Genomic DNA, 23,018 nt, shown 5'->3' with positions numbered 1-23,018 from the left:
GATTGCGAGGCCGCCATGCAGATTGCGGAACTGGAACAGCGCACCGGGGTGAACCGCCATACCCTGCGCTATTACGAAAAGGCCGGATTGCTTCAGGAAGTGGGTCGCCGTGGCAACAATTACCGGGACTATCCGGAAAAGGCGGTGGAACGGGTGGCCATGGTGCGCCAGCTCAAAGCGCTGGGTTTTTCCCTGCGCGAGATACGAGAGGTGCTGGACGCCCTGCGCAGTGACAGCATCGATTGCGAACAAGGTGCTGTGCTGATGGCGGAAAAGAAGGCGGCGGTGGACGAGAAGATCCGCGAATGGAAACGGGTCAGCGCCCTTCTTGGTCGCGAGCAAAAACGGCTGGAAGAGAGTGCCGCCGCGTTGCGGCAGCAAGGACATTGCAACAGATGATGCGTTGTTACGTGAGGCGGCTACGCCGGGCTCAGTAAACAATAGCGTGTGATATTTCTCTTTTTAGCGTTCGTTTTTTCCAGAAGACCGTTTTGGTCAACGAATGGTGTTTTTGGTGAACACCCTTGCCTGACAATGGCGCACAAACACTGGTGATTTCACCGGGCTGTGCTTAGCGTATGGGTCCATTCTTCGTGCGGCTTCAGGAGTAGATCATGGGTGTGTCTCAGGCAGACAAGAAAAGCATGAAAGAAATAAGTTTTGCGCAAGCACAGCAGGCCGGCCCGGTCTCCTGTGAGGATGCGCTGGCCATTTATGATGCGCTGGAGCCCATTGATACGGACTTCATGCTTGGCGCCTGGAAAGGCGAAGGCTTCGCAACCGGTCATCCGCTGGATGGGGTGCTGGAGCGTTGCCACTGGCATGGCAAGCGTTTTGACAGCGCCGAACACGTGCACCCGCTGGTGTTCCGCAAGGCATCCGGTAAATTGACTACGGTAAAGCCGATGTTGGTAATGCCCGGCCTGGGACTGCTGGACCGGTTGCCGTTTTTGAGTTCGGAGTGGGTGGGCAAACTGTTCCAGTTTACCCTGCCGCTGCTGTCCGGGCGCCGCTCTGCTGCCCGCCTGCGCATGATCCACTACCGGGGAAAAACCTCGGCCACCATGTCCTACGACAACCTGCCCATCAATGATGTGTTCCGCAAGGTGGACGACAACACCGTGCTCGGCATCATGGATCTGAAAGGCATGAAGCAGCCGTTTTTCTTTGTGCTGCGTCGCGACGACCGCTAAGTCTTTCTGCCAGAATATCCCCTGAATAATAAGGAACGCCTGTGCGAGACACCGCTCCCACAGGGACGTCGATTCGGGGGAAGCTTATGGCCGATTGGGCACCGCAATACAGCAAGGCCGAGCGCATTCGCCTGTTATTGTTTCATGCCGCTTGGGCTGTGCCCCTTTTCCTGCTGACCGAGGTTTTCTTTTTCCCCTGGTTCGAGCGCTATGTGGAAACGGCCCACTGTCACCACTATGGGTCTCTTAACGGTCTGGAGCTGGTGGTCTACAGCCTCTTTATCGGCTTGCCGCTGGGTCTCGCATTGATAGTGCTGGCCATTGAAGGGCGGCACAGTGTTCGTGTGTTGCGACTGGGCCAGTCGCCACTGCCTGACGAAAAAGTGTTCCGCCCTGCCCGCTATGTGTACGGCCACCGGGCGCGTATCAAGCCGCTGATCTTTTTCCTGTTGGTGCTGTTCTTGTGTGGGTTATCGGTGCAGGGGTTTTTCTGGGCGGATGCCATGATCGATGACCTGTCGCCGGACGTTAGCCGGTGCCTGGGCGTACCTGTCGCTCAGCGATACACTCTCCCGTAGGAGCGTCGCTGGCGGCGCGATAGCCAACGCATGAAATCGCGCCGCCAGCGACGCTCCTACGGATAGGTGGGGATACCGGCAATTCAGGTTTTCCGCAGGATGCAGTTCGCCTCAGGCTCAGTGCACCCTACCGTGTCTTCTATTTTAAAATGCGTGGAAAGCGGATTGTGGACAGGGCCGTTCAATAACCACTGTCTTCCGCGTCGCCGCTGAGTCGTTCCCGGCGTTCCTGTTCTTCCTCGAACGCCGCCTTGATCTCTGCCAGCACGTCTTCTACATCGGCGATGTGACCGTCGTCTTCCACATGCCCGGTGAGTTCGCTGTCCGGGGTCAGTTCGCCGCTTTCATACAACGCCCAGATTTCCTGGCCGTAACGACTGCCGCGTAGTGAGGGCGCGTACTGGCCGTAATAGCGGGTCATGTTGTCCACGTCCCGGTAGAGCATGGCTTCGGCGCTGTTATTGGCGGCGGCGTCCACGGCCTGGGGCAGGTCGATGATCACCGGGCCGTAGTCGTCCACCAGCACGTTGAACTCGGACAGGTCGCCGTGGATGATGCCGGCGCACAGCATGCGCACCACGTACTGCATCATCAGCGCATGATCCTCTTCTGCCTGTTCGGCGGACATCACCACTTCACTGAGGCGCGGGGCCACGTCACCGTCATCGTCGGTGACCAGCTCCATCAGCAGCACCCCTTCGAGCATGTCGTAGGGCTTGGGCACGCGCACGCCGGCCTCGGCCAGTCGGCGCAGGGCATCCACCTCGGCGCTCTGCCAGATTTTTTCCTGCTGTTCCCGGCCGAACTTGGAGCCTTTCTCCATGGCCCGGCTGCGGCGGCTGTTACGGACTTTGCGGCCTTCCCGGTACTGGGCCGCTTTCTTGAAGTTCCGTTTGGCGGCTTCCTTGTAGACCTTCGCGCAGCGTATCTCGTCGCCACAGCGGACCACGAAGATATCCGCCTCCTTGCCACTCATAAGACGGCTGATGACCTCGTCGATAAGGCCGTCATCCACCAGGGGTTGTAATCGTTGCGGGGTTTTCATGCCGCACTTATACCTTATTTGGCGTCCGGCTTCCCCTGCTACCTGAGGTTTCGGGGTGAAATCGGGAGCGGCTGGGAGGGCAAAGGGCACGACCCTGCCCCGTTGGGGGCCAACGGAGCAAGGTCGGTGCAGGCAGGTCAGGCTTTCAGTTTGTCTGCCAGGGCGGTGGCGTTGCGGGCGCTCATGCCATAGATGGTGAGCTGCGGGTTGACGCCCAGACTGGTGGGGAACACGGAGCCGTCGATAATGTAAAGGCCGTTCAGGTATTTGTAGCTGCCATCGCTGTTCACCACACACTGGGACTCATCCTGACCCATGGCACAGCCGCCCATCACATGGGCGCTGCCCAGACCGGTGATCACCGGATCATAGGCCAACTTGTTGATGGCCTCTTTGGCCTCTTTCCAGCTTTTGTAATAGCCGGCATGGCTATGGCTGGGCCGGATCTCTTTGGCCCCTGCCGCGAAGTGCATTTCCGCCATGGTCAGGTGGGAGCGCTTGGCGCCTTCCAGCAGATAGGAGTCAACGGGATAGTCGATGACCGGCTCGCCATTATCGCGCAGTTCCACATTGCCGCCCGGGTTATCGGCGTGGAAACCGTCTCGCAACAGGGCGATGGAGGAGGCCAGGTTCGGCAGCCGCTCGATTTCGTTGCGGGCATCGCCACCGTAACCGCCCATCAGGGCACCGGTGAGGCCCGGGTGCATGGGCATCATTTCCAGCTTGTACCCTGCCGGGCCGTCCACCCCGTGCTTGAACACGAACTCGTCGGAATACAGGGACTGGGGTGCGCCGTAGTACGGTGCCACTTCCTGGTCATAAATGCCGAAAGTGAAAGTGGTCGGGTGCAGGAAGGTGCGCTTGCCCACCCGGCCCTGGGGGTCCGGTGCGTCGGAACGCATCAGCAGGGCCGGGGTCTGGATACCGCCGCCGGACGCAATCACGGTTTTCGCCTTGACGGTAACGGTGGCGCCGGTGGGCACCTTGTCGTTGTTGAGCGGACGCACTTCCACCCCGGTGACGGTGTCGCCATCGATAAGCAGGCGGTGGGCCTGGGCGCTGTGGATCAGGGTGGCGCCATTATTCATGGCGGCAGGCAGGGTGGTCACCAGCATGGATTGCTTGGCGTTGGTGGGACAGCCCATACCGCAATAGCCGATGTTCCAGCAGCCTTCCACATTGCGCGGGATCACCGCCCATTCCCAGCCCAACGCGTCGCAGCCTTTTTTCAGCACGTCGTTGTTGGCGTTGGGGGGCATGATCCACTGGCTGATCTTGAGCCGCTCCTCCATCTTCTGGAACCAGGGGTCCAGATCATTGCGCAGCAGGTCTTCCACTCCGAAGGTGTCCTGCCAGTACTGCAGGGTTTCGCTGGGGGTGCGGAAGGAGCTGGTCCAGTTGACCACGGTGGTGCCGCCCACAGTGCGGCCCTGCAGAATGGTCATGCCGGCATCCTTGGTAGCGCGCATGGCGCCTTCCTGATACAGGTCCCGGTAGGCCTCGCCTTCGTTCAGGGTGAAGTCGTCAGAACTCATCAGCTTGCCGGCTTCGATGAGAATCACCTTGAGGCCGCGCTGGGTAAGAATTTCCGCGCTGACGCCGCCGCCGGCACCGGTGCCGATGATTACCACATCCGCTTCCAGGGTGCGGTCAGCGGAAACGGTACGCCCGTCGATTACATCCCAGCCGTTCTTGATGCCGGTTTTCCACGGGTCGTTAATGCCCTTGATGGGCAGGGAAGACAGATCCTGCATGGCGTTGTCCTTTTATTTCGGGCTGGTGCAGAAAAAGCGTTGCTGTTCAGGCGACGATTTTTTGTGGGGGGCCCGGGTAGCCGGTGCTGCGCGCGGCCTCGGGTTTCACATACCAGGCCATGAACATGGGCTGGGTCAGTCCCTTGAAGGCCATGCGCGACAGGCCGCGATCACTGGAGGACCAGTGGGCCAGGGTCTGTTGCAGCTCGTCCTCGCTCTGCTCGGCAAAGCTGGCCCAGGTGCCGGTGATAAACCAGCGGGCGGCGCCCAGCTGCATCAGATCAAGAATCTGGAACAGGGTGGCCCGGGTGCCGGGCATGGCCCCGTCCAGCAGATCGTCGTAAGCCTTCATGCCGTCTTCGGCACTGGCGCCCACATCCGTGAGGGCCTTGCCCAGCACGGCGCCGACCAGCGGGGTGAGCAGGTCCACATCCTGTTGGCGAAAATAGCGATACCCTGCCGCCGGGCCGTCATTGCTGGAACAGCCGGTGAGTAAGGTGAGGCTGGAGCCGGTGGCCAGCAAGGCACTACCGGCGGCGCCCAGCTTGAGAAAGCTGCGGCGATTGAGTCCCTGATCCATAGCACACTCTTATTTTTTTGTTGGTGGTTATCTGTAGGAGCGTCGCTGGCGGCGCGATTCCACACGTCGGGTTATCGCGCCGCCAGCGACGCTCCTACAGCAAGGTAACGGTAACCCTGTAACCGTCGTTGTTATTTCAAAAAGTACTTGTCGATGATCTTGTGCATGCCACGGCCGTAAGGAGGCAGGATAAACTTGGTGGCGTTGAACTTGCCCTTCTTGTAGATGCCCTTGGCCTGGGAGAAGGTCAGGAAACCTTCCGGACCGTGGTAGGCGCCCATGCCGGAATCGCCCACGCCGCCGAACGGAATATCGTCCACGCCCACATGGGAGATGGTGTCGTTCAGGCAGACGCCGCCGGAGTGGGTGTTCTTCAGCACCCGGTCACAGTTGCCCTGATCCCAGTCGAAGTAATACAGGGCCAGCGGACGGGGACGCTCGTTCACGTAGTCGATGGCGTCATCCAGGTTCTTGTAGGGCACCACGATCATCAGCGGACCAAAGATCTCGTCCTGGGCGATCTGCATGTCGTCGGTCACGTTCAGCACCAGGGTATGGGGGATCTTCTGGCTGCCGGTGAAATCTTCATTGGCCGGGTTGATCTCGATAACATCCGCGCCCTTCTCGCGGGCATCCTTCAGGTAGCCCTGCAGACGGCCGTACTGGCGCGGGTTGACGATGGCGGTGAAGTCCGGATTGTTGAGCATGGTCGGGTAGGACTGGGCTACCTGGGCTTTCCAGGCGTCCACAAATTCCTGCACCCGGTTTTCCGGGCAGAGAATGTAATCCGGGGCCACACAGGTCTGGCCGGAGTTCAGGCACTTGCCGAAGGCGATCCGCTCGGCGGCGTCCTTCATGGGGAAGTCCTGGCCGATGATGCAGGGGCTCTTGCCGCCCAGCTCCAGGGTAACCGGAGTCAGGTTGGCGGCGGCGGCGCGCATGATGTGGCGGCCCACGGTGGTGGAGCCGGTGAACAGCAGGTGGTCAAACGGCAGGCTGGAAAACGCCTGGGCCACATCCACTTCGCCATTGATCACGGCCACCTGTTCTTCCGGGAAGGTGTCGGCGATCAGTTTTTCCAGTAGCGCACCGGTGCGCGGCGTGGCTTCGCTCATCTTGATCATCACCCGGTTGCCGGCGGCCAGGGCAGTAATCAGCGGCACCACCGCCAGCTGGATGGGGTAGTTCCAGGGCACCATGATGCCCACCACGCCCAGCGGCTGGTATTCCACCCAGGTCTTGCCCGGCCAGCTCAGTGCGCTGACGCTACGCTTCTGCGGTTTCATCCACTTGCGCAGCTTCTTGGTGGTGTACTTGAGCCCTTCCAGGGTGATCAGCATTTCCGCCAGCTTGGTTTCGTCAGCGGCGCGGGTGGTGAAATCGTTGTTAAGGGCCTCGATCCAGGCATCCAGGTTATCCAGCAGCAGCGGCTTGATGCGGCTGATCAGCTCGATGCGCTGCTCCGCGCTGGGGTAAGGGTGCTGGCGGTAGGCCGCTTTCTGGGCAGCAAAGATCTGCTGCATGCGTTCGACGTCAGCATTGTTGCTGTGGAGATCTTTCACTTCGGCGACCATGGTCACTTGCCTCCCGAGGCTTTTCATTATGTATGATGGCAAAACCGGCGGCCCTGGCCGCCGATCAAAAATTAACCTTGAGTCTGATTTTTAGAGTAATTACTCTAGGAGTCAACCGGCAGTAATAAAATCACTACATTTGGCCCACAATGACCAGCACCAAGGAACGGATCCTCAATACCAGCCTGGCTCTCTTCAATCGGGAAGGTGAGCGCAATGTGACCACCAATCACATCGCCGAGGCCCTGGGCATCAGCCCGGGCAATCTCTACTACCACTTCCGTAACAAGGGCACCATCGTGGCCGCCCTGTTCGAGCGCTACAGCCAGAACTTGCTGGCCCTGCTGGAAGCCCCCCAGGGGCCGCTGACCTGGACCATCAAGACCCATTATTTCGAAGGGCTGTTGGCCTCCATGTGGCAGTACCGGTTTTTCCACCGGGACCTGACCCACTTTCTGCACGCCGACCCGGCCCTGGCGGCGCGCTACCAGGCTTTTGTGGAAGTGGTGCTGGAACGGGGGTTGGTGATTTACGGGGAGCTGCGCAGCAGCGGCATCATCGCCGTGGACGATGAGCAGCTACAGGGGCTGATGGTGAACACCTGGGTGCTGATGTCCTCCTGGGCAGCACTGGTTCACGGCCTGCGCCCGGATGCGGCGGCGGATGAAGCCCTGGACGAATCCCTGATGCGTCACGGCATCTACCAGATCATCTGCCTGGAAGAACCCTTCCTGCGCGGCGAAGCCCGCGAACACCTGGAAGAAATGAAGGCCCGCTACCGGGCGGTGGATACCACCTCGGCGTTGCTGCTCGGCCATGTGCCCGGGCTGGACAGAACCGGCAGCGAATAGGGGCCTTCCCCTCCCGCTGCCGTTATAAAAACGGTCTTACCACGAGGGCACAGAGAACACGGAGGAAAACCTTCTTTTCTCTCTGCCCTCTGTGGTGAATGCGCCAGACTTTACCCCGCTAATAACCCATCCCCCAATCCCTTTTCAGTGCAGGCGTTGATGACCGTTGAATGTCTGGTTGTTAGTTTGCCGATGTCCCTCCCCTTTTTTGCTCGCCATCCCGCCGTTTTTCACCCGCGCGCAAGTTGAATATGTAGGATATGGCTTACATATTTTTGTAAGTTGCTGAGATAAAGTGAATTTTCTGATTTGGCATTGCAAGAAAAGTCCGAGCAAAAATTCCCGTTCAACACGCAAGTGCAAGAAAAGTCAGCTGAGAATGATTCTTGAGTTGAGGTTAAGAGATTGATTGGCGGGATTTTTCGGGTAGGTTCAGGGGAAAGTGGGACTGGGGATATATTGCATAGTGATATATCGCATCTGCAATTGAATACGCTGTTATGCATACACAATAAGGGGGTTGCATGGATTTCGATTTTGACAAACTAGCCTATCCAGAAACGGTCGTTATTGATGGTGCCGAGTACAAAGCGAAGAGGGATACCTCTAAAGGAAAAATGAATATTCCATATTCAGAGGAGCCCGATGTAGGAATTGGTGATGTAATAGTTCAAAAGGCAGGTAAAAGAGAGATACACCTCAAAGTAACTGATGTTCAGTTTCTCGAAGGTGGTAGCCTGAACGTTGGGACCAATCACCCGCATATGCTCACGCTGAATGTACAGAATGCAACAGCAGAGCCACACCTAACGAACAAAGCGTCCTCGACGATAAATATCGGCTCTGTTTCCGGCGAAATGGTACAGATTGGCGATCAAAACGTTCAGGTCGCTAATGTCAGTATTAAGCAGCTTGTCGAGCATGTGGCTAAAAGTGGCGACAAGGAAGCAAAATCAAAACTTAGAGCATTGCTAGAGAATGGCACAGTGGCCAGCTTGGTTGGCGCAGGGGCAACCACACTTCTCGGGTTGCTCTAATGCATAACAAGGCGCTGCTGCCGACAAGCGGCAGAGCGCGGCGTTAGGCATGCAAAGAAATGAGATCTGAGAACTGGATTAAGATTATTGCATTGATAGAGCTAGTCGCAGCAATGCCATGGCCTGGTGTTTATCTATATGGTTGGTACTTCGCAAAAAAATCTGAATCCCTTGATGCATGGATGGTTGCGCTGACTATAGAGGGAGCCCTATTTTTAATTGCACCCATGTTGGCCGCAGTTGGGGCATTCCTACGAAAAAAATGGACTGCTTATTTGCTAATGGTATTTCCGGTCCTGGCATTTATTCATGGCATTTCTGCAATACCATATTTGTCGAATATCGCCCCAATAGGCCCATGGCGCACATTGGCGCTTGTGGCAATTAACGGAGGCTTGATCATTTTAATTTTCAGGCATCGCAAAGGCCTCGAGCCAAGCAATGCCTAACAAGCAAAGGCAGCATCGCCCTGCGGGCTGGACGCGCTAACGCGCCCCGCTGCTTTGGGCGTTAGAGGCAGAAAGCGTGGATGAAGTAAGTTTCGCGGCTTCGGCCATATTGGAGCTATATCCCTCATCCGAGTCAGGCAGGGAGCAACCGATTAGCTTCCCGAATAGGCCAAAGCATTCTGCGGAGGGAGACCATGACTATTTCATGGGAGAAATCACTTCTACGGAAAAAAGGGAGCTTTGGCCTGGAGAGTCGGCAACGGTTCACGTTGTAGTGGTGGCCGGGTCTAGCCAGATAGAAAGGATTAGATCAGGCTCGAAGTGGTTAGTATTCGGCGGGCCATCTAATCTGATTGGAGAGATTAGAGATGTTGCGTGGCCAAAAGGGCTCTAACAAGCGGCTGAACCGGATAAATTTCCGCTGTCACCTTTTGTGCATACAGCCGTACAAAAGCCGCCAACAAAAATTTACCCGGTGCGCCGGGCGTTAGGCACCTAAATGAAAGATATCGACGGTATTCACGAAGTTCTGGAGGCTCTGCAGCCACACTGGGCGGACATTGAGGCTGACTTTGAGAGGCATAACCAAAGGTTTCTTCAGCTCGCTTCGGTCGACCACGACGCGATTGGTCGTGTGCTCAGAGCCCACCTAATCATCGAATCGTTTCTCAATACGTTCCTAGAAGCACAGCTCCACCTCGAAAACATTCACGCGGTAAAGCTGTCGTTTTTTCAGAAGGCGAAGCTGCTTCCAACACAGGGATAAAGTGCTGCCGCCGTTCGCCCCGGAATACTTCAAGTCAACGCTGTTCGGAACAAATTTGGCCATCGCCTAGATCATCAAATTGAGCAGCATGAAATTAGCGCCGTATTTGAAATCCTTCATGCAGCACGCCCTGGTGTTAGGTTTTCCGGGCCAGTAGAGGCAATTGAAGCATTCTCGCCGGTCGCATGTGCATTCCTGGCTGTGCCGCCTTCAAATTTGCAAAAGCTTTTCATTGAAGCATTCTCAAATTTACGTTCACATGATCCTTACGAAGACGGCGTCTAACAACACGTTGAAGGTGACATTTGACCCGCTGCCCACTGTTGCTGCTGCAAAAGCAGGAGTCGCCTCAAATGCACCTGTACGTGGGCGTTACGCGTAACGAGTTAGTCACGGAGAAGAATTGAAAATCAGAAATAGAGAAGATCTGGCGGAATACGTAAATCACGGAAACAGAGTGAAGTATGTATTTTTCTGGGGGCACAAAAAACCAAAGAGTGGCGTGTCAAAAAGTTGCTTTAGTCAGTGGTATGACGCGCCATTTGAATGCGAAGGCAACAGTTTCATGACAGCTGAGCATTACATGATGTATCGCAAAGCGTTACTTTTTGATGATTGCGTTGCAGCAAGAAGACTTCTAGCCGCGAGCAATCCCGGAGAAGCAAAAGCTATTGGCCGTGAGGTTAAGAATTTCAATCAAGAAAAATGGGACGCTTGTCGTTTTGAAATCGTGGTTTCGGGTAACTTAGCAAAATTCAGCTGCAATCCGGAACTAAAAGAATTTTTACTTAACACTGGAAACCGGGTGCTCGTCGAAGCAAGCCCAGTGGACAAAATTTGGGGTATCGGCCTGGCCGAAGATGACCCTGCCTGTGAAAATCCAAACTTGTGGAAGGGGACTAATCTATTGGGATTTGCGTTAATGGAAGCACGTGAGCAACTATCGCGGTAGGTCGCAAAAAAAGCGGTACCGGCGATGCCCTTTACATTGCACCTTCGGCTTCATTCCAAGGGAGCACAGCCTGTCAACGAAACCCAAACCCCTGCACAAACGCCATCAACCGCTGCTCCAACCAGTAGCGCTGGGGCGCATGGTTGATAAAGCCCACATGGCCGCCGTACTCACTCACTTCCAGGGTCACTGCCGGGCCCAGTTCTTCCTGGCGCGGTAGGGTCTCCGGGGTCATGAAGGGGTCGTCGCGGTTTTGCAGCATCAGTGTGGGGGTGCGGATCTGCAGCAGCTTGGGGCCGGCGGAGCATTGGGCGTAGTAGTGGTAGGCCCCGCGAAAACCGTATAGAGGCGCAATGATCTGGTCGTCGTAGCGCCAGAAGGAGCGGATGCCGCTCATGTTCAGCCGGTGCAGGCGCTTGGCTTCCGGCGGGTTGACCTTGTCCAGGTGGCGTTTCTTGTCGCCGAGCTGAGTCAGCAGGGTTTTCAACAAATGCTGTCGGTACAGTTTCGACAGGCCCCGATCCAGCCGGTTGGCGCACAGGTCCAGCCGCAGGGGCGCACACACCGACGCCACCGCCGTCAGCTTGCCGTTGTCCCGGTGCGCCAGCCAGTTCAGCAGTCGGCTGCCTCCCAGGGAGACACCAATGGCGATGCGATTGCCGGTGGGGTCCTGATCAAACACATGCTCGATCACCGCATCCACATCGTCGGTTTCCCCGGCGTGATAGCACAGGGCGGTGTCATTGGGCTGCTTGGCGCCGCGACTGTTGATGGCCACCGAACGGACCCCGGCATCCGCCAGTGCCTTCTGAATGCCCCGCATATAGTGGGAGTCACTGCACCCGGAGAGGCCGTGGAGCAGAATCACGGTCAACTGCCCGGGATGACGCTCGGGGCCCGCCCAGTCCAGCAGGAGCCGGTCGCCATCCGCCAGCGGCAGCCATTCGCTGTGCCGCTCCACCTCCGGCAAGGCCCGGCCCAAGGGCCCCCACAGGGTCTGCAGATGCGGGTTACGCAGCCACAGGGGCGGCTGGAACGGGGAGGCTACGATTTCGCCCATGGAATCTCTCACTCAATAGCAGTCGCGTTGACCGGCGCTATGGTAGCCTTTTGCTTTTCCCACTGGCACCCATTGTTGATGGAGACCCCATGGCCCGCCGCTTTTACGACGATCAGGAATTCCAGTCCGGCCTTGCTACCGAGCTGGGCGCCAATGCCAGTCATCATATTGGCAAGGTGCTTCGCATGGCGGAGGGGGACGAGCTGGTGGTATTCAATGGGCACGGCGGTGAATGGTCGGCGCGGATCCTTGCCGTCGGCAAGAAGGCGGTGACCGTGGAACCGTTGGCGTTTGTGGCCGAAGACCGCACCGCGCCGCTGGCGGTCACCGTGGCGCTGCCCATGATCAAGGGCGACCGGATGGACTATGCCATCCAGAAAGCCACGGAACTCGGGGCCACCCGGATTGTGGTGCTGGACACGGAACGCTGCGAGGTGCGTCTCAAGGGCGAGCGGCAGGAAAAAAAGCTGGGCCAGTGGCAGCAAATTGCCATCAGCGCCTGCGAACAGTGCGGGCTCAATCGGCCACCCGTGATTGAAGGGGCCGTGCCACTGTCGGCCTGGCTTGCCGGTGATCTACCCACGCTGCGTCTGATCGCCCACCCCGGAGAAAAACCGTTCTCGCCGGCAGCTCTGGATGGTGTGGACGAGCTGGCTCTGCTCACCGGGCCGGAGGGCGGGTTCTCCGATGACGAATTGCAGGCGGCAGCGGACAGGGGCTTTATCCCCTTCGCCCTGGGCAACCGGGTACTGCGCGCGGAAACCGCACCGGTGGCCCTGCTGGCGGCGTTATGGGCGTGGCTGGAAAGAAGCCCTTGATGGCTGCAGTGAGTAATGGCTCAAAGTTTATTGAGCGCCCCGGGGAACCGTAAAAGCATCACCCATAAATCGTTCTGTACTCAGATTTTCAGGGGAAACTTCGTAGCGGTTATGCGATAAAAAGCCTGGCAAGTTGCGATCAAGTCAGCCATGACAGGAAAGTTTTTCCCTTATGGTTGCGTAAACAGGTGCCGGTTATTCGACGGCCAGGGCCGAGGGAATATGGCCGTCACAATGCGGGTGAAGAAACATCATGAAGAAGCAAGCGGGAGTGCTGAAGCAGTGGGATGATGCACGCGGCTTCGGTTTTATTACCGATAAAAAAGGGCGAGACATTTTTGTTCATGTCAGTGCCTTTGAGGGGAGCCGCTCGCGCCCGAAAGCGGGAGAGAAAGTCCGGTTTCGTGTTGAGCCGGATGCGGCCAAAGGGGTGCGTGCCGTGGACGTGGAACGGTGCTGGCGTCCCGGTCATCTTTTGTTGCCGGAGTTTCTGGTGCCGATGTTTGCGGTGGCAGCTTTCTATGGTGGCTTGTGGGGGATCTTATCGCAGTATGCGTTCCGGTTTTTCCTGATGAGTTACCTGCTGTTGATCGCCGCCGTGACGTTCCTGATATTCGCGCTGGACAAGCGGGCGGCGGTGCATGACCGCCAGCGAGTATCGGAAAATACCCTGCACCTCCTGTCCCTTGCCGGTGGCTGGCCCGGCGCCATGCTGGCCCGCCCGCTATTTCGCCATAAAACCCGCAAGCAGCCATTTCGTACTGTTTTCTGGCTGGGGGTCGTGGTAAATCTTGTTGTGCTGGGTCTGTTCGTTTTCAGCCCGCAAATGGCGCCCTTGCGTGACTGGCTGGATGTGCGAGCGCTGGGCGGGTTGATCACCCTCAAGGAATGGGGCTGGATCAGCGGCCAGCTTTGAAAAAAGCAGGCTGCCGCTGAGGCTGCTGTTGATGCGGCCTGCAGGGTAAGAGTTTTCTGGAAAGACTATCAATAATAAAAAAACAGGGAAGAACCATGAGACTGCCGGAAGATGTGGAAAGCGTATTGTTTGCCAGAGGGGAAAAGGCCGCCGTGGCACTGTTGTGTCGGCGGCATGCGATGAGTCGCGGTGCCGCGAAAGCCTGGGTTGCGTCCTGTTCCGTCTGGGGATTGCCTGAGCTAACGCCACCGGTTTCCAAAATAAAAATAGCCGCAGTGATGCTGTCCGCCTTTATGACCGGCTTGCTGCTGGCGGCTCTGGAACAAGCGTTATGATGGTTTCAGGGCGCACTGAGCGCGAGGAATAACCATGCAAGTGACAAGTCCGATTCTGGCCCCGGTGGTGGTGTTGGTGGCCTGGTCCATGGTCATGTGGCTATGGATGTATGTCACCCGGTTGCCGGCCATGAAAGCCGCCAGCATGAAGCCGGACCCGCTGGCGCCGCGGGGCGAGCAGATGAGCACCCTGCCCGCCAGGGTTCGCTGGAAGGCGGATAACTATAATCATTTGATGGAGCAGCCGACGGTATTCTATGCGGTGGCCCTGTCACTGGCCCTGCTGGGCCAGGGGGATGGCATCAACCTGACACTGGCCTGGGCCTATGTGGGGATCCGCGTGGTGCATTCCCTGTTGCAGGCATTGATCAACAAGATCGAACTGCGTTTTGTGCTGTTTGCCCTGTCTTCTCTGGCATTGATCGGGCTCACCGTCAACGCGATGCGCGCCGTGTTCTGATGGCGTTTGATGCTGATCTGGCGCAGCGGGTCCGCGAAGGTCTGCTGGCCGTCAGTGGCGCCCTGCCCGATGAAAAGCGCATGTTCGGCGGCCTCTGTTTCATGATCGCCGGCAACATGTGCTGCGGCATTCTGGGTGACCGCCTGATGGCCCGGGTCGGGCCGCAGGCCCATGAAAGGCTGTCCGTTGAGCCTGGCGCCGGCGAAATGGATTTCACCGGCCGGCGCATGAAGGGCATGCTGATGATTGACGCGGAGACGGTAGCCGAGGAGGCTGCGCTACAACGCTGGCTGACTCACTGTTTTGCCTTCGTGCGCACCCTGCCCGCCAAATAACTGCCTGGAATTGCCATGCTGCAAATCGGGATTGTGATCTACGATGACGCCGAGGTGCTGGATTTTGCCGGCCCCTACGAAGTGTTTGCCACCGCCGCCCGGCTCTGTGATGCCCCGCCCTGGCAGGTGTCGCTGATCAGCGAACGCCATCAGGTGATGGCCCGTGGCGGCTTTGCGGTGCAAAGTCACTTTACTCTCGCGGATCACCCGCCGCTGGACGTATTAGTGGTCAGCGGCGGGGTACATACCGCTGCCATGGAAAACCCCGTGTTGCTGGCAGCCTTGCGCGAGGCCGGCGACGGCGCCCGCTGGGTCACATCGGTCTGTACGGGGGCCTTTCTGCTGGCCCGGGCTGGCCTGCTCACCCGCCATCGGGTAACCACCCACTGGGAAGATATCGCTGACCTGCGCCATGGTTTCCCGGCGCTGGATGTGCAGGAAAAAATCCGCTGGGTAGAGGATGGCAATCGTCTCACCTCGGCGGGTATTTCCGCCGGTATCGATATGAGCCTGCATCTGGTGGAAAGACTGCATGGCCGGGAGTTGGCGGACAAGACGGCCCGGCAGATGGATTATGCCTGGCAGCGGTGACGGCTTGGCTCGCCACCCTGACAAACCGGTCGGGTAATTTAACGGTACCGCCGGCTGTACGCCCAATACACGCCGGCCAGGGAGACGGCCAGGGTGGCCGGGGCCAACAGGGCGGTGAAATGCAGCAACCGGAACAGCCAGGTGCCGACCACGCCGCCACAGACGAAGCCGCCAATCAGCAAGACGAACAGCAACAGCCGGCGGCCGTTGAGGGGAATGCCACGCAGGCGGTTGCCGAGCATGATGCCCAGATCGGTGAAGATCCCGGACAGGTGCGTGGTACGGATAATGGAACCGCTGTAGGTGGTCACCATGGCGTTCTGCAGGCCGCAGGCCATGGACGCCAGATAGATGCCCAGATCACTGCCCTGTTGCAGAGACAACATGGCCATGACCAGCAGAGCCGCTTCGATCAGCAATGAGAACCCGTAATGGCGGCCCAGCTTCAGGGCAGTACTGGTGATCAGTACGCCGCTAAGGGCGGCGCCGGCGAGAAAGCTCAGCAGGGTGAACAGCAGGTGCAGGGCCACGGACAGATCAAGATCCGCCAATGCCAGGCCCAGCAGCGAGGAGGTGCCGGTAAGGTGTGATACGGATTGGTGGCTGAATCCCAGCAGGCCCACGGCATTGACGCTACCGGCCAGAAAAGCGAGCAGGAAAGCCCCGACTTCCACCCAGGGCGGTAAACGTGTTAGCAAGGCATCCCCCGATGTTGCCGGTGATCAAGCCCGCAGTGTAGCACGCAGCGCGGAGTCGGGGGCGTGGTGTCTTCCGCTTCCGCAGTCACTCTCGCTTACCCGCTAGTCAGTGACATTCTGGCGTGGATGCCCCGGCTGCTGCCGCTCTTCGTGATGCCAGCCGCGTTACTTTTTCTTGCTCTTCTTTTTGCCTTTTTTGCCGTCGCCTTTCTTGTCTTTCTTCTTGGATTTCTTGTCGCCCTTGTCAGTCTTGGGCTTGATCGGTTTCAGCTTTTTGTCTTTCTTTTTCGATTTTCCTTTCTTGTCATCTTTTTTGTTCTTGGACTTCTTGTTGTCTTTGGCGGGCTTGCTGGCAGTTGCGCCATCGGTGGCGGCGGCGGTAACGGTTTTGGCAGCTGGCTTGTTTGCCGTTGGCGTGGCGGGGTCGAACATGTCCAGGGCCACGGTGCGGAAACGGCGGAGGCAGTAGCGTACCTGGCCCAGTGACAACCCGGATGCTTCCGCCGCCTGTTGCTGGGTGTTCCCTTCATCCAGGGCCAGCAGGGCTTTGGCGCGGGGGCCGTTGGGTGCAGGCTGGTTGCTTTGGGTCTGGCAGAGCTTGCGCTGTTGCGCGGTCAGTAAGGAAGCGGTGGCCACGGATTGTCCCCTCAGTAAAGGTTGCGAGTAAAAGCCAAAAACTCACCTTAGGGACAAGCGTCCAATGTGGCAAAAAAACTTTTTGGCTGTCAAAAAAGTGAAACGATTCAGTCCCTTTTCTGCTGCCTTTCCATCATGTCGGCCTGCAGTATTTCAATCCAGTATCCGTCCGGATCCTTGATAAAGGCAAGGCCCTTCATTTTGCCGTCATCCGGTTTCTTGACGAAGGGGACGCCCAGGGTTTCGAAGCGCTCGGCGGCGGCATAAACATCGGGGACAGTAATACCGATATGGCCAAATCCCTGGGGCTGGTCATTGCCATTGTGGTAGGAAAAATCCGTATCCTTCTCGGTGCCCCAGTTATGGGTCAGCTCCAGCATGGCTTCACGGCCAAAGGTATAGGTAAGCCGTTTGGTATCGTCCTGCGGGACCTGACTGGCCTCTTCCTCATCCAGGTAGGCGAGGAAGTAGAGAGAGAATTGCATTGCCGGAAAGTCCAGCTTGCGCACCAGGCGCATCCCCAGCACACGGGTGTAGAAATCCAGGCTGACCTGGGGGTCCTTGATGCGCAGCATGGTCTGGTTGAACAGGTAATCGCGGGTGGCGTCGTCCGGGGTGTCACAGAGGCCGTCGGCCTGTTCGAAATGACGGGACATGGGGGCTCCTAATTGGCGTGGGCACAGGTATTTAAAGAATGTCGGGATGGTAGGGAGGGAATGCAAGCCTTGGGGGGTGAGTTGAAAGTTTAAAATTGAAAGTGAAAAGGCGCGAGATAGGGTGTTGGATTCTGCGCCGTTGTGCCCGCGAAGTGGTGTTGGGATAGGCAAGATTCAAGTTGCCAGTTTCAACGCGAGAAAGTCGTTCGCCGGCTGAGACGCCAAGGCCGCGAAGGGAGCCTGGCGGCTGCGGCGCGGGGCAAGCGGTCTCGATTACCGCTTTTACCCCGGTCGCGCTTTTCAACTTTGAACTTTTAACTTGCTCTTCAGGCCGGGGTTTTTTCCACGGTCTTGAGGACTTTCTGCAGGCCGGCCACGGCGCCACCGATGTCGCTGAGGCCCTGGGGCAGCAGCAGGGTGGTGGATTCCTTGGCGACTTTTTCGAAGGCGGCGACATATTGCTCGGCGATGCGCAGGCTTACCGCCTCTTCGCCACCCTCTTCCTTCACTGCCCGGGCGACCATGTTCAGACCTTTGGCCGTCGCCAGGGCGACCAGCTCGATCTGTTTGGCGCGACCTTCCGCCTCGTTGATCTGCTTCATCTTTTCACCTTCGGAGATATTGATCATCTCCTGCTTCTCACCTTCGGAGCGGTTGATCGCGGCCTGGCGGTCCCCCTCGGAACGGTTAATGGCGGCCTGGCGCTCACCCTCGGACTCGGCAACCACCGCGCGACGTTCCCGCTCGGCGCGAACCTGTTTCTCCATGGCATCCTTGATGGACACGGGCAGGTTGATGTCGGCCACTTCGTAGCGCAGTACCTTCACGCCCCAGGGCTGGGCCGCTTCGTCCACGGCGCGCACGACTTCCATGTTGATCTCGCCCCGTTCCTCGAAAGTCTTGTCCAGGTCGATCTTGCCGATCACGGAACGCAGGGTGGTCTGGGCCAGTTGCTGGGCAGCCATGACATAGTCATCCACACCGTAGCTGGCGGCCTTGGGATCAATGACCTGCAGGTACATGACGCCGTCGATGGAGACTTCGATGTTGTCCTTGGTGATACAGCTCTGACGCGGCACGTCCCGGACGATTTCCTTCTGGGAATGCTTGTAGGCAACCCGGTCGATAAAGGGCATCAGAAAATGCAGGCCCGCCTCCAGGGAGGTCTGATACCTGCCCAGCCTCTCCACCACATACACCTGCCGCTGTGGCACGATGCGGATGACCATGAAGAGCAGAACGATAACGCCGAGGGCGATAAGAGCGGAAATGATTAAACCTGCCATGGAGAGAGTTCCTTGTTATTGGGAGCGAATTGAGAGGAATACGGGTTGGCCACAGGGCTTATTCAGCCGGCGTCTGTGGTCCAGGTGTCCAGGGCTCTACGGTGAGCCAGAGGCCGTCGTGTTGGGTGATGCGCACCATGTCACCCGGATGCAGGGGATGAGCGCACTGGGCCTGCCAGCGGGCGCCCCGATAGGACACGGTGCCCACGCCGTTGCTGAACGCCTCTGCGACGGTGGCCCTGGCACCGACCAGGCCGGCACTGTCTTCTTCGCCTTGCCGTTGCCGTTCGGTACCCATCAGTTTGTCGTTGATGACACGACGCACGAAGACCAGCAGCAGCAGGCTGGTCATTGCGAAAAGGGTCAGTTCCCAGGCGGTATCATCCAGCAGCCCAAGAAACTTCAGGCAGCCCACCAGCAAGGCGGCAATACCAAAGAAAATCACCACCAGCCCGGAGACGGCAAATTCCGCAATGACCAGGGCCAGCCCGGCGATAATCCAGTAACTGTATTCCGGCAGATCCATTTCTGAGCCCCTGTCGCGTGTGCATTATTTTGATGAACTAAGATAGCACGGAAGCGCTCGGCTGTAGGAGCGTCGCTGGCGGCGCGATCACACACTTTCTATCGCGAGTGCAATCTTTACAGGTTCGGTTATCGCGCCGCCAGCGACGCTCCTACATGAAGTCAAAGATCAATGAAGGCAGAGTTCAGTGCTGATGCCCGCCCACGCCATGGGCATGCTTGTGGGCTTTTTCTTCGTCGCTGGCGTCGCGGATGTCGGTGATTTGCACCACAAAACGCAGGGACTGGCCGGCCAGGGGGTGGTTGGCGTCCACATCCACGGTTTTCAGGCCCACCTTGAGCACGGTGAGCATGCGCGGGCCCTCGTCGGTGGACACCGTGACCACCTTGCCGGGGGTGAGTTTGCCGGCGTGTTTCAGGTATTTGCGGGAAATACGCTGGAACAGGGTGTTGTCGTATTCCCCGTAGCCCTCTTCCGGGCTCAGAGTCACATCCACCTCATCGCCGACAGCCTTGCCAGTGAGGGCGTTTTCCAGCCCCTTGATGATGTTGTTATAGCCGTGCAGGTACGCCATGGGCTCGCCGGTTTCCCGGGAGTTTTCAATTTCGCTGCCGTCGTCGGCGTTGAACAGGCTGTAATGCAGGGTAACGACCTTGCCGTCTTCGATGGTCATGCATGCTCCGGTTGTCAGGCGATGGGAATGGGGGGCAATTGTGGCGTCTTCCCCGCTGCCGGGCAATTATCTCAGTCGTTATGGTTGCCGGGGAGCATGCGTTTCAGGGTGGCGTCCCCGTCGATGAAGTGATGCCACAGGGCGCCAGCAACATGGAGGGCGATCAGGACCAGCAATACGGTCCACAGCACTTCCTTGTGGATGAAGGCAATCTGCTTGGCCAGGTCGGTATTGATCTCTGTCAGCTGGGGGACGCTGAACATGCCGAAGATTTCGATGGTCTTGCCGGCAAACTGGCGCATGGCAAAGCCGCCGAGCGGCATGGCAAGCAACACAGAATACAGCAGGACATGGACAAGACGGGATAGCTGGCGCTGCCAGGCGGCGCCCACAGGTGCCGGGCGTGGGTATAAGGTGCGGGCATACAGTCGAACCAGCACAACGACCAGGATCGTCAATCCCAGGGAAAAGTGCAGCATCTTCCACCATTCCCGCATGGGGTCTCCCTTTGCGTAGAACTCGTGGAGTTCTACCGCTCCCCAGACCATCACCAGCAGCAAGACCACCAGCCAGTGGAGGCCTTTGTGCAATCCATGCCAGTTTGTCGGTGTTGTTTTCATGGTGTTCTCCCGTTTCCAGTAACCGCAGTATGGCGGGTAAAGATTAATCCTGGCTTAACGGGGATTCACTGATCCGGGTCAGTGTCCGGGTGCAGGCCCAGACTCTTGCGGTCCTCGCCTTGTGCGATGCGGCCCAGTATCTCCCGGGATTGCCGGTACCAGCGCCGTCGCCCATTTGGCCCCCATTTGAAGCGTTTGTAGGTCCACTGGTACTGGGCCAGGTTGCGATCAATGCAGCGCTGGAGACCGGCGTTCATGGCGGTAAGGATTTCCATGCAATCGCAGGCCTGTTCGATCTCCGGTGCCGCTTCGAAGTGCAGATGGATGTCTTTGACGCCGCCCTGACCGCGGATGCAGGACACGATGAACACGTGGGGCCGGTAGCGTTGCACCAGCTTGTCGATCAGTGCGGGTGTGGGCACCTCATAGCCAAAGAACGGCACGCAGGGATTACTGCGGTTGCCCGGGTTATGGTCGGAGAGAATCCCCAGGGTGCCGCCGGCTTTCATGGCCGCCAGGGCCTGTTTCACGCCCTGGCTGTTGGTGGGGATCAGTACCGAGCCGGTGCGTTCCCGGGCGGCCTTGACCATGGCGTCCATCAGGGTGGCGGGATGGGGCTGGTACATGATCAGGGTCCGGTCACGGTTGCCCTTGTCGCCCACATACAGATTACTGATCTCCCAGCTGCCCTGGTGCAGGGACAACATGAGTACCGGCCGCTCACTGGCGCAGGCATCCAGAAAGGCCTGTTCGCCGTGGATATGGGTGATGCGGGACAGGGTTTCTTCTACCGGGCGGTGCCAGACATGGCTGAATTCGGTGAGCGTACGGCCCAGTTCCGCCATGCTCTGGCGGCCAATGCGCTTGGCGTCGGCCAGGGTCATGTCCGGATGGGTGGCCAGCAGATTGATCAGAACGACCCGGTAGGCGCTGGCGTAACGTAGCGGTAACAGGGTGATCAGGGTGGCAATCGTGGCCCCGAAGGCGGTGACCAGTGGCAGCGGTAACCAGGCAAGCAGACGGACCACCAGCCAAAGGCGGCGGCCCTGGTATTGTTTACTCATGACGGCAATTCAATTGTCAGGGTCTCGCCATGCTGCGGGACCCGAAATGTCTCGGTATCGATCTGTTGTTCTTCCAGCGCCCGGGCCAGGGCCCGGGGCGGCGCGTCCATGGGCTCGTCGGTGAGCACGAAGGTGCCCCAGTGCATGGCAACCGACTGGCGGGCGCGAATCTCCCGGTGAATTGTAACCGCTTCCGCCGGGTTTATGTGTACTGGCGACATAAACCAGCGGGGTTCATAGGCTCCAATGGGTAACAGGGCCAGATCAACGGGGCCGAAAATGTCGCCAATTTCGCCGAATAACGGGGCATAGCCGGTATCGCCGGCGAAATAGAGGCTGAAATCCGGAAAGTTCAGCCGCCAGCTGCACCACAGGGTCCGGTTGTGGTCGCCGGGTCCGCGGCCACTGAAGTGTTGGGCGGGCAGACAGAAGGCTTCCACCTGGCCATGGTATTCGCTTTGCCACCAGCCCAGTTCGATGATGCGTTCCACGCCCAGGTTGCGCAGCCAGGATGCGACGCCGGTGGGAACGAACCAGAGAATCTCCCGGCCAAAGCGGGCCTGCAGCTGCTTGACGGAGGCCCGGTCCAGGTGGTCGTAGTGGTTATGGGACACCAGCACCGCATTGATGGCTGGCAGGTCGTCGATGGTGATCGCCGGGGGGACCGCCCGTTTCGGCCCGGCAAAAGGCAGTGGCGAGCAGCGTTCAGAGAAAACCGGATCGGTGATCAGGTTCCAGCCCCGGTGCTGGAACAGGAAAGTGGAATGGCCAATCCAGGTGAGCTGGGGATGTGACCCCGGGTTGGCCAGTCGTCGGGCATCCGGTTGCTGGAGCGGGAAGGATTGGCGGCGGGGAAAGCGGCCCCGGGTATCCCATTGCCAGCGCAGGAAGGCACCCAGGCCATGGCGGGGGGTGGCGAAGCGATTGCGATACACCCCGGATCGGGTGGGTTCCTCTGCCGCCAGGGCTGCCAGCCGTTCCCGATCGATCATGCGCCGTCCCGCAGCCCTGCCACGGCGCCTTCGATGGCATCCAGATCGGGAATCACCGCCAGGTCGCCGCCCACCTGAATATACATGGCCTCCGCAGGGCCGGTATCCACCGGCTCTTCCACCGGATCGTCCTTGGCCACTTTCATCATCCGCGGAATCCCCTGCACGATGACCGCGTAGAAGGTGCTTTTGCCGGCCACGGTGTTGAGGACGGCGATACGGGCATCCTGGCCGATGGTGATCTGCCCGGATTCGTTAAGCTTCTCGAAGGACAGCAGCGGTATGTTCTGGTCCCGCCAGCTCAGCCAGCCCAGCAGCCACTCAGGCCCATGGCCGGGCCGGTCCGGCTGGCGCAGGGGAATGATTTCAGCGACCACGATGTTGGGCACCAGCCAGGGGCGCCCCTGCATGGGGATCAGCAGGCTGGAAATATCGGATGGCAAGCTGCTCATGGTTGACCTCTGAGTGACGTTTCAAGTGGCAAGTTGCAAGTTTGCGGGTCCGCGAAAGGCTGACTGAAACCGGGCCGGCCCTGCCGGTAGCGGTGGGCAGGTGTCATGCCAAGGCTGCGGC

At 58.6% G+C, this 23,018-nt stretch carries 29 protein-coding genes; 14 read left to right on the top strand and 15 right to left on the bottom strand.

The genetic code is table 11. The annotated features are described in order from the left end of the window. Positions 1-15 precede the first annotated feature (15 nt). The 3 genes from A3714_RS05545 to A3714_RS05535 all read left to right on the top strand — a co-directional run bounded on the left by A3714_RS05545 (position 16) and on the right by A3714_RS05535 (position 1,771). Complete coding sequence (locus A3714_RS05545; protein ID WP_063508708.1) at positions 16-399, top strand: MerR family transcriptional regulator; 384 nt, start codon at positions 16-18, stop codon at positions 397-399. Positions 400-614: 215 nt separating this feature from the next. Further along, complete coding sequence (locus A3714_RS05540; RefSeq protein WP_082844676.1) at positions 615-1,193, top strand: DUF4334 domain-containing protein; 579 nt, start codon at positions 615-617, stop codon at positions 1,191-1,193. An 86-nt stretch (positions 1,194-1,279) separates the two neighbouring features. Further along, entirely contained in the window at positions 1,280-1,771 is a 492-nt protein-coding gene (locus A3714_RS05535) for a hypothetical protein (RefSeq protein WP_063508707.1), read from the top strand. 181 nt (positions 1,772-1,952) lie between these two features. On the opposite strand, the gene A3714_RS05530 is transcribed toward A3714_RS05535, so the two are convergent. From A3714_RS05530 to A3714_RS05515, 4 genes are all read right to left on the bottom strand, one after another. Further along, positions 1,953-2,816, bottom strand: coding sequence for a PA4780 family RIO1-like protein kinase (locus A3714_RS05530; protein WP_063508706.1), 864 nt, complete (start codon positions 2,814-2,816; stop codon positions 1,953-1,955). Positions 2,817-2,953: 137 nt separating this feature from the next. Next, positions 2,954-4,570 carry a GMC family oxidoreductase gene (locus A3714_RS05525; protein WP_063508705.1) on the bottom strand — a complete coding sequence of 539 codons (1,617 nt, stop codon included), beginning with the start codon at positions 4,568-4,570 and terminating at the stop codon, positions 2,954-2,956. 46 nt (positions 4,571-4,616) lie between these two features. Further along, positions 4,617-5,150, bottom strand: coding sequence for a twin-arginine translocation signal domain-containing protein (locus tag A3714_RS05520; RefSeq protein ID WP_063508704.1), 534 nt, complete (start codon positions 5,148-5,150; stop codon positions 4,617-4,619). 131 nt (positions 5,151-5,281) lie between these two features. Then, the gene (locus tag A3714_RS05515) at positions 5,282-6,724 is read right to left on the bottom strand and encodes a coniferyl aldehyde dehydrogenase (RefSeq protein ID WP_063508703.1); all 1,443 of its coding nucleotides are present in this window, start codon (positions 6,722-6,724) and stop codon (positions 5,282-5,284) included. Between the two features lie 149 nt (positions 6,725-6,873). On the opposite strand from A3714_RS05515, the gene A3714_RS05510 reads away from it, so the two are divergent. The 5 genes from A3714_RS05510 to A3714_RS05490 all read left to right on the top strand — a co-directional run bounded on the left by A3714_RS05510 (position 6,874) and on the right by A3714_RS05490 (position 10,779). Beyond that, entirely contained in the window at positions 6,874-7,575 is a 702-nt protein-coding gene (locus tag A3714_RS05510) for a TetR/AcrR family transcriptional regulator (protein ID WP_062815131.1), read from the top strand. 524 nt (positions 7,576-8,099) lie between these two features. Then, entirely contained in the window at positions 8,100-8,612 is a 513-nt protein-coding gene (locus A3714_RS05505) for a hypothetical protein (protein ID WP_063508702.1), read from the top strand. Positions 8,613-8,671: 59 nt separating this feature from the next. Then, positions 8,672-9,061, top strand: coding sequence for a hypothetical protein (locus A3714_RS05500; protein ID WP_063508701.1), 390 nt, complete (start codon positions 8,672-8,674; stop codon positions 9,059-9,061). A gap of 499 nt (positions 9,062-9,560) precedes the next feature. After that, a complete protein-coding gene (locus A3714_RS05495) occupies positions 9,561-9,827 on the top strand; it encodes a hypothetical protein (protein WP_063508700.1) in 267 nt (88 codons plus the stop codon). A 403-nt stretch (positions 9,828-10,230) separates the two neighbouring features. Next, entirely contained in the window at positions 10,231-10,779 is a 549-nt protein-coding gene (locus A3714_RS05490; RefSeq protein ID WP_063525689.1) for an NADAR family protein, read from the top strand. Positions 10,780-10,852: 73 nt separating this feature from the next. Here A3714_RS05490 and A3714_RS05485 read toward each other — a convergent pair whose 3' ends face one another. Next, positions 10,853-11,839, bottom strand: a complete 987-nt coding sequence (locus A3714_RS05485) for a YheT family hydrolase (RefSeq protein ID WP_063509826.1) — start codon at positions 11,837-11,839, stop codon at positions 10,853-10,855. 89 nt (positions 11,840-11,928) lie between these two features. On the opposite strand from A3714_RS05485, the gene A3714_RS05480 reads away from it, so the two are divergent. From A3714_RS05480 to A3714_RS05455, 6 genes are all read left to right on the top strand, one after another. Next, positions 11,929-12,657 (top strand): 16S rRNA (uracil(1498)-N(3))-methyltransferase, encoded by a 729-nt coding sequence (locus A3714_RS05480; RefSeq protein WP_063509827.1) that lies wholly within the window; start codon positions 11,929-11,931, stop codon positions 12,655-12,657. Positions 12,658-12,910: 253 nt separating this feature from the next. Beyond that, positions 12,911-13,573, top strand: a complete 663-nt coding sequence (locus A3714_RS05475) for a DUF1294 domain-containing protein (RefSeq protein WP_063509828.1) — start codon at positions 12,911-12,913, stop codon at positions 13,571-13,573. A 95-nt stretch (positions 13,574-13,668) separates the two neighbouring features. Next, positions 13,669-13,908: a hypothetical protein gene (locus tag A3714_RS05470; protein ID WP_063509829.1), complete on the top strand. Its 240-nt coding sequence runs from the start codon at positions 13,669-13,671 to the stop codon at positions 13,906-13,908. A 34-nt stretch (positions 13,909-13,942) separates the two neighbouring features. Further along, the gene (locus A3714_RS05465) at positions 13,943-14,368 is read left to right on the top strand and encodes an MAPEG family protein (protein ID WP_082844800.1); all 426 of its coding nucleotides are present in this window, start codon (positions 13,943-13,945) and stop codon (positions 14,366-14,368) included. After that, a complete protein-coding gene (locus A3714_RS05460) occupies positions 14,368-14,703 on the top strand; it encodes a TfoX/Sxy family protein (protein WP_063509830.1) in 336 nt (111 codons plus the stop codon). The genes A3714_RS05465 and A3714_RS05460 overlap by 1 nt, the downstream gene beginning before the upstream one ends. A gap of 15 nt (positions 14,704-14,718) precedes the next feature. Continuing rightward, the gene (locus A3714_RS05455) at positions 14,719-15,294 is read left to right on the top strand and encodes a DJ-1/PfpI family protein (protein ID WP_197463369.1); all 576 of its coding nucleotides are present in this window, start codon (positions 14,719-14,721) and stop codon (positions 15,292-15,294) included. A 38-nt stretch (positions 15,295-15,332) separates the two neighbouring features. Here the strand turns inward: A3714_RS05455 and A3714_RS05450 are convergent, their stop codons facing one another. The 10 genes from A3714_RS05450 to A3714_RS05405 all read right to left on the bottom strand — a co-directional run bounded on the left by A3714_RS05450 (position 15,333) and on the right by A3714_RS05405 (position 22,897). Beyond that, positions 15,333-15,992: a YoaK family protein gene (locus A3714_RS05450; RefSeq protein WP_063509831.1), complete on the bottom strand. Its 660-nt coding sequence runs from the start codon at positions 15,990-15,992 to the stop codon at positions 15,333-15,335. Between the two features lie 165 nt (positions 15,993-16,157). Then, the gene (locus A3714_RS05445; RefSeq protein ID WP_063509832.1) at positions 16,158-16,628 is read right to left on the bottom strand and encodes a helix-turn-helix domain-containing protein; all 471 of its coding nucleotides are present in this window, start codon (positions 16,626-16,628) and stop codon (positions 16,158-16,160) included. Positions 16,629-16,735: 107 nt separating this feature from the next. Then, positions 16,736-17,284, bottom strand: coding sequence for a lactoylglutathione lyase (gene gloA / locus A3714_RS05440; RefSeq protein WP_063509833.1), 549 nt, complete (start codon positions 17,282-17,284; stop codon positions 16,736-16,738). Between the two features lie 326 nt (positions 17,285-17,610). Beyond that, complete coding sequence (locus tag A3714_RS05435; RefSeq protein WP_062815145.1) at positions 17,611-18,570, bottom strand: SPFH domain-containing protein; 960 nt, start codon at positions 18,568-18,570, stop codon at positions 17,611-17,613. A 58-nt stretch (positions 18,571-18,628) separates the two neighbouring features. Continuing rightward, a complete protein-coding gene (locus tag A3714_RS05430; protein ID WP_062815146.1) occupies positions 18,629-19,096 on the bottom strand; it encodes an NfeD family protein in 468 nt (155 codons plus the stop codon). A gap of 184 nt (positions 19,097-19,280) precedes the next feature. Next, positions 19,281-19,769, bottom strand: a complete 489-nt coding sequence (locus A3714_RS05425; protein ID WP_063509834.1) for a peptidylprolyl isomerase — start codon at positions 19,767-19,769, stop codon at positions 19,281-19,283. 71 nt (positions 19,770-19,840) lie between these two features. Further along, the gene (locus A3714_RS05420; RefSeq protein WP_063509835.1) at positions 19,841-20,389 is read right to left on the bottom strand and encodes a cytochrome b; all 549 of its coding nucleotides are present in this window, start codon (positions 20,387-20,389) and stop codon (positions 19,841-19,843) included. Between the two features lie 65 nt (positions 20,390-20,454). Then, positions 20,455-21,453, bottom strand: a complete 999-nt coding sequence (locus A3714_RS05415; RefSeq protein WP_062815149.1) for a lysophospholipid acyltransferase family protein — start codon at positions 21,451-21,453, stop codon at positions 20,455-20,457. After that, the gene (locus A3714_RS05410) at positions 21,450-22,445 is read right to left on the bottom strand and encodes an MBL fold metallo-hydrolase (RefSeq protein WP_063509836.1); all 996 of its coding nucleotides are present in this window, start codon (positions 22,443-22,445) and stop codon (positions 21,450-21,452) included. The genes A3714_RS05415 and A3714_RS05410 overlap by 4 nt, the downstream gene beginning before the upstream one ends. Continuing rightward, positions 22,442-22,897, bottom strand: coding sequence for a chemotaxis protein CheW (locus tag A3714_RS05405; protein WP_063509837.1), 456 nt, complete (start codon positions 22,895-22,897; stop codon positions 22,442-22,444). The genes A3714_RS05410 and A3714_RS05405 overlap by 4 nt, the downstream gene beginning before the upstream one ends. Between the last annotated feature and the right edge of the window lie 121 nt (positions 22,898-23,018).

This window comes from Alcanivorax sp. HI0007 (assembly GCF_001635525.1).
GTDB lineage: Bacteria > Pseudomonadota > Gammaproteobacteria > Pseudomonadales > Alcanivoracaceae > Alcanivorax.
The sequence above is the reverse complement of the archived record's forward strand: the minus strand, read 5'-3'. Positions and strand labels throughout refer to the sequence as shown.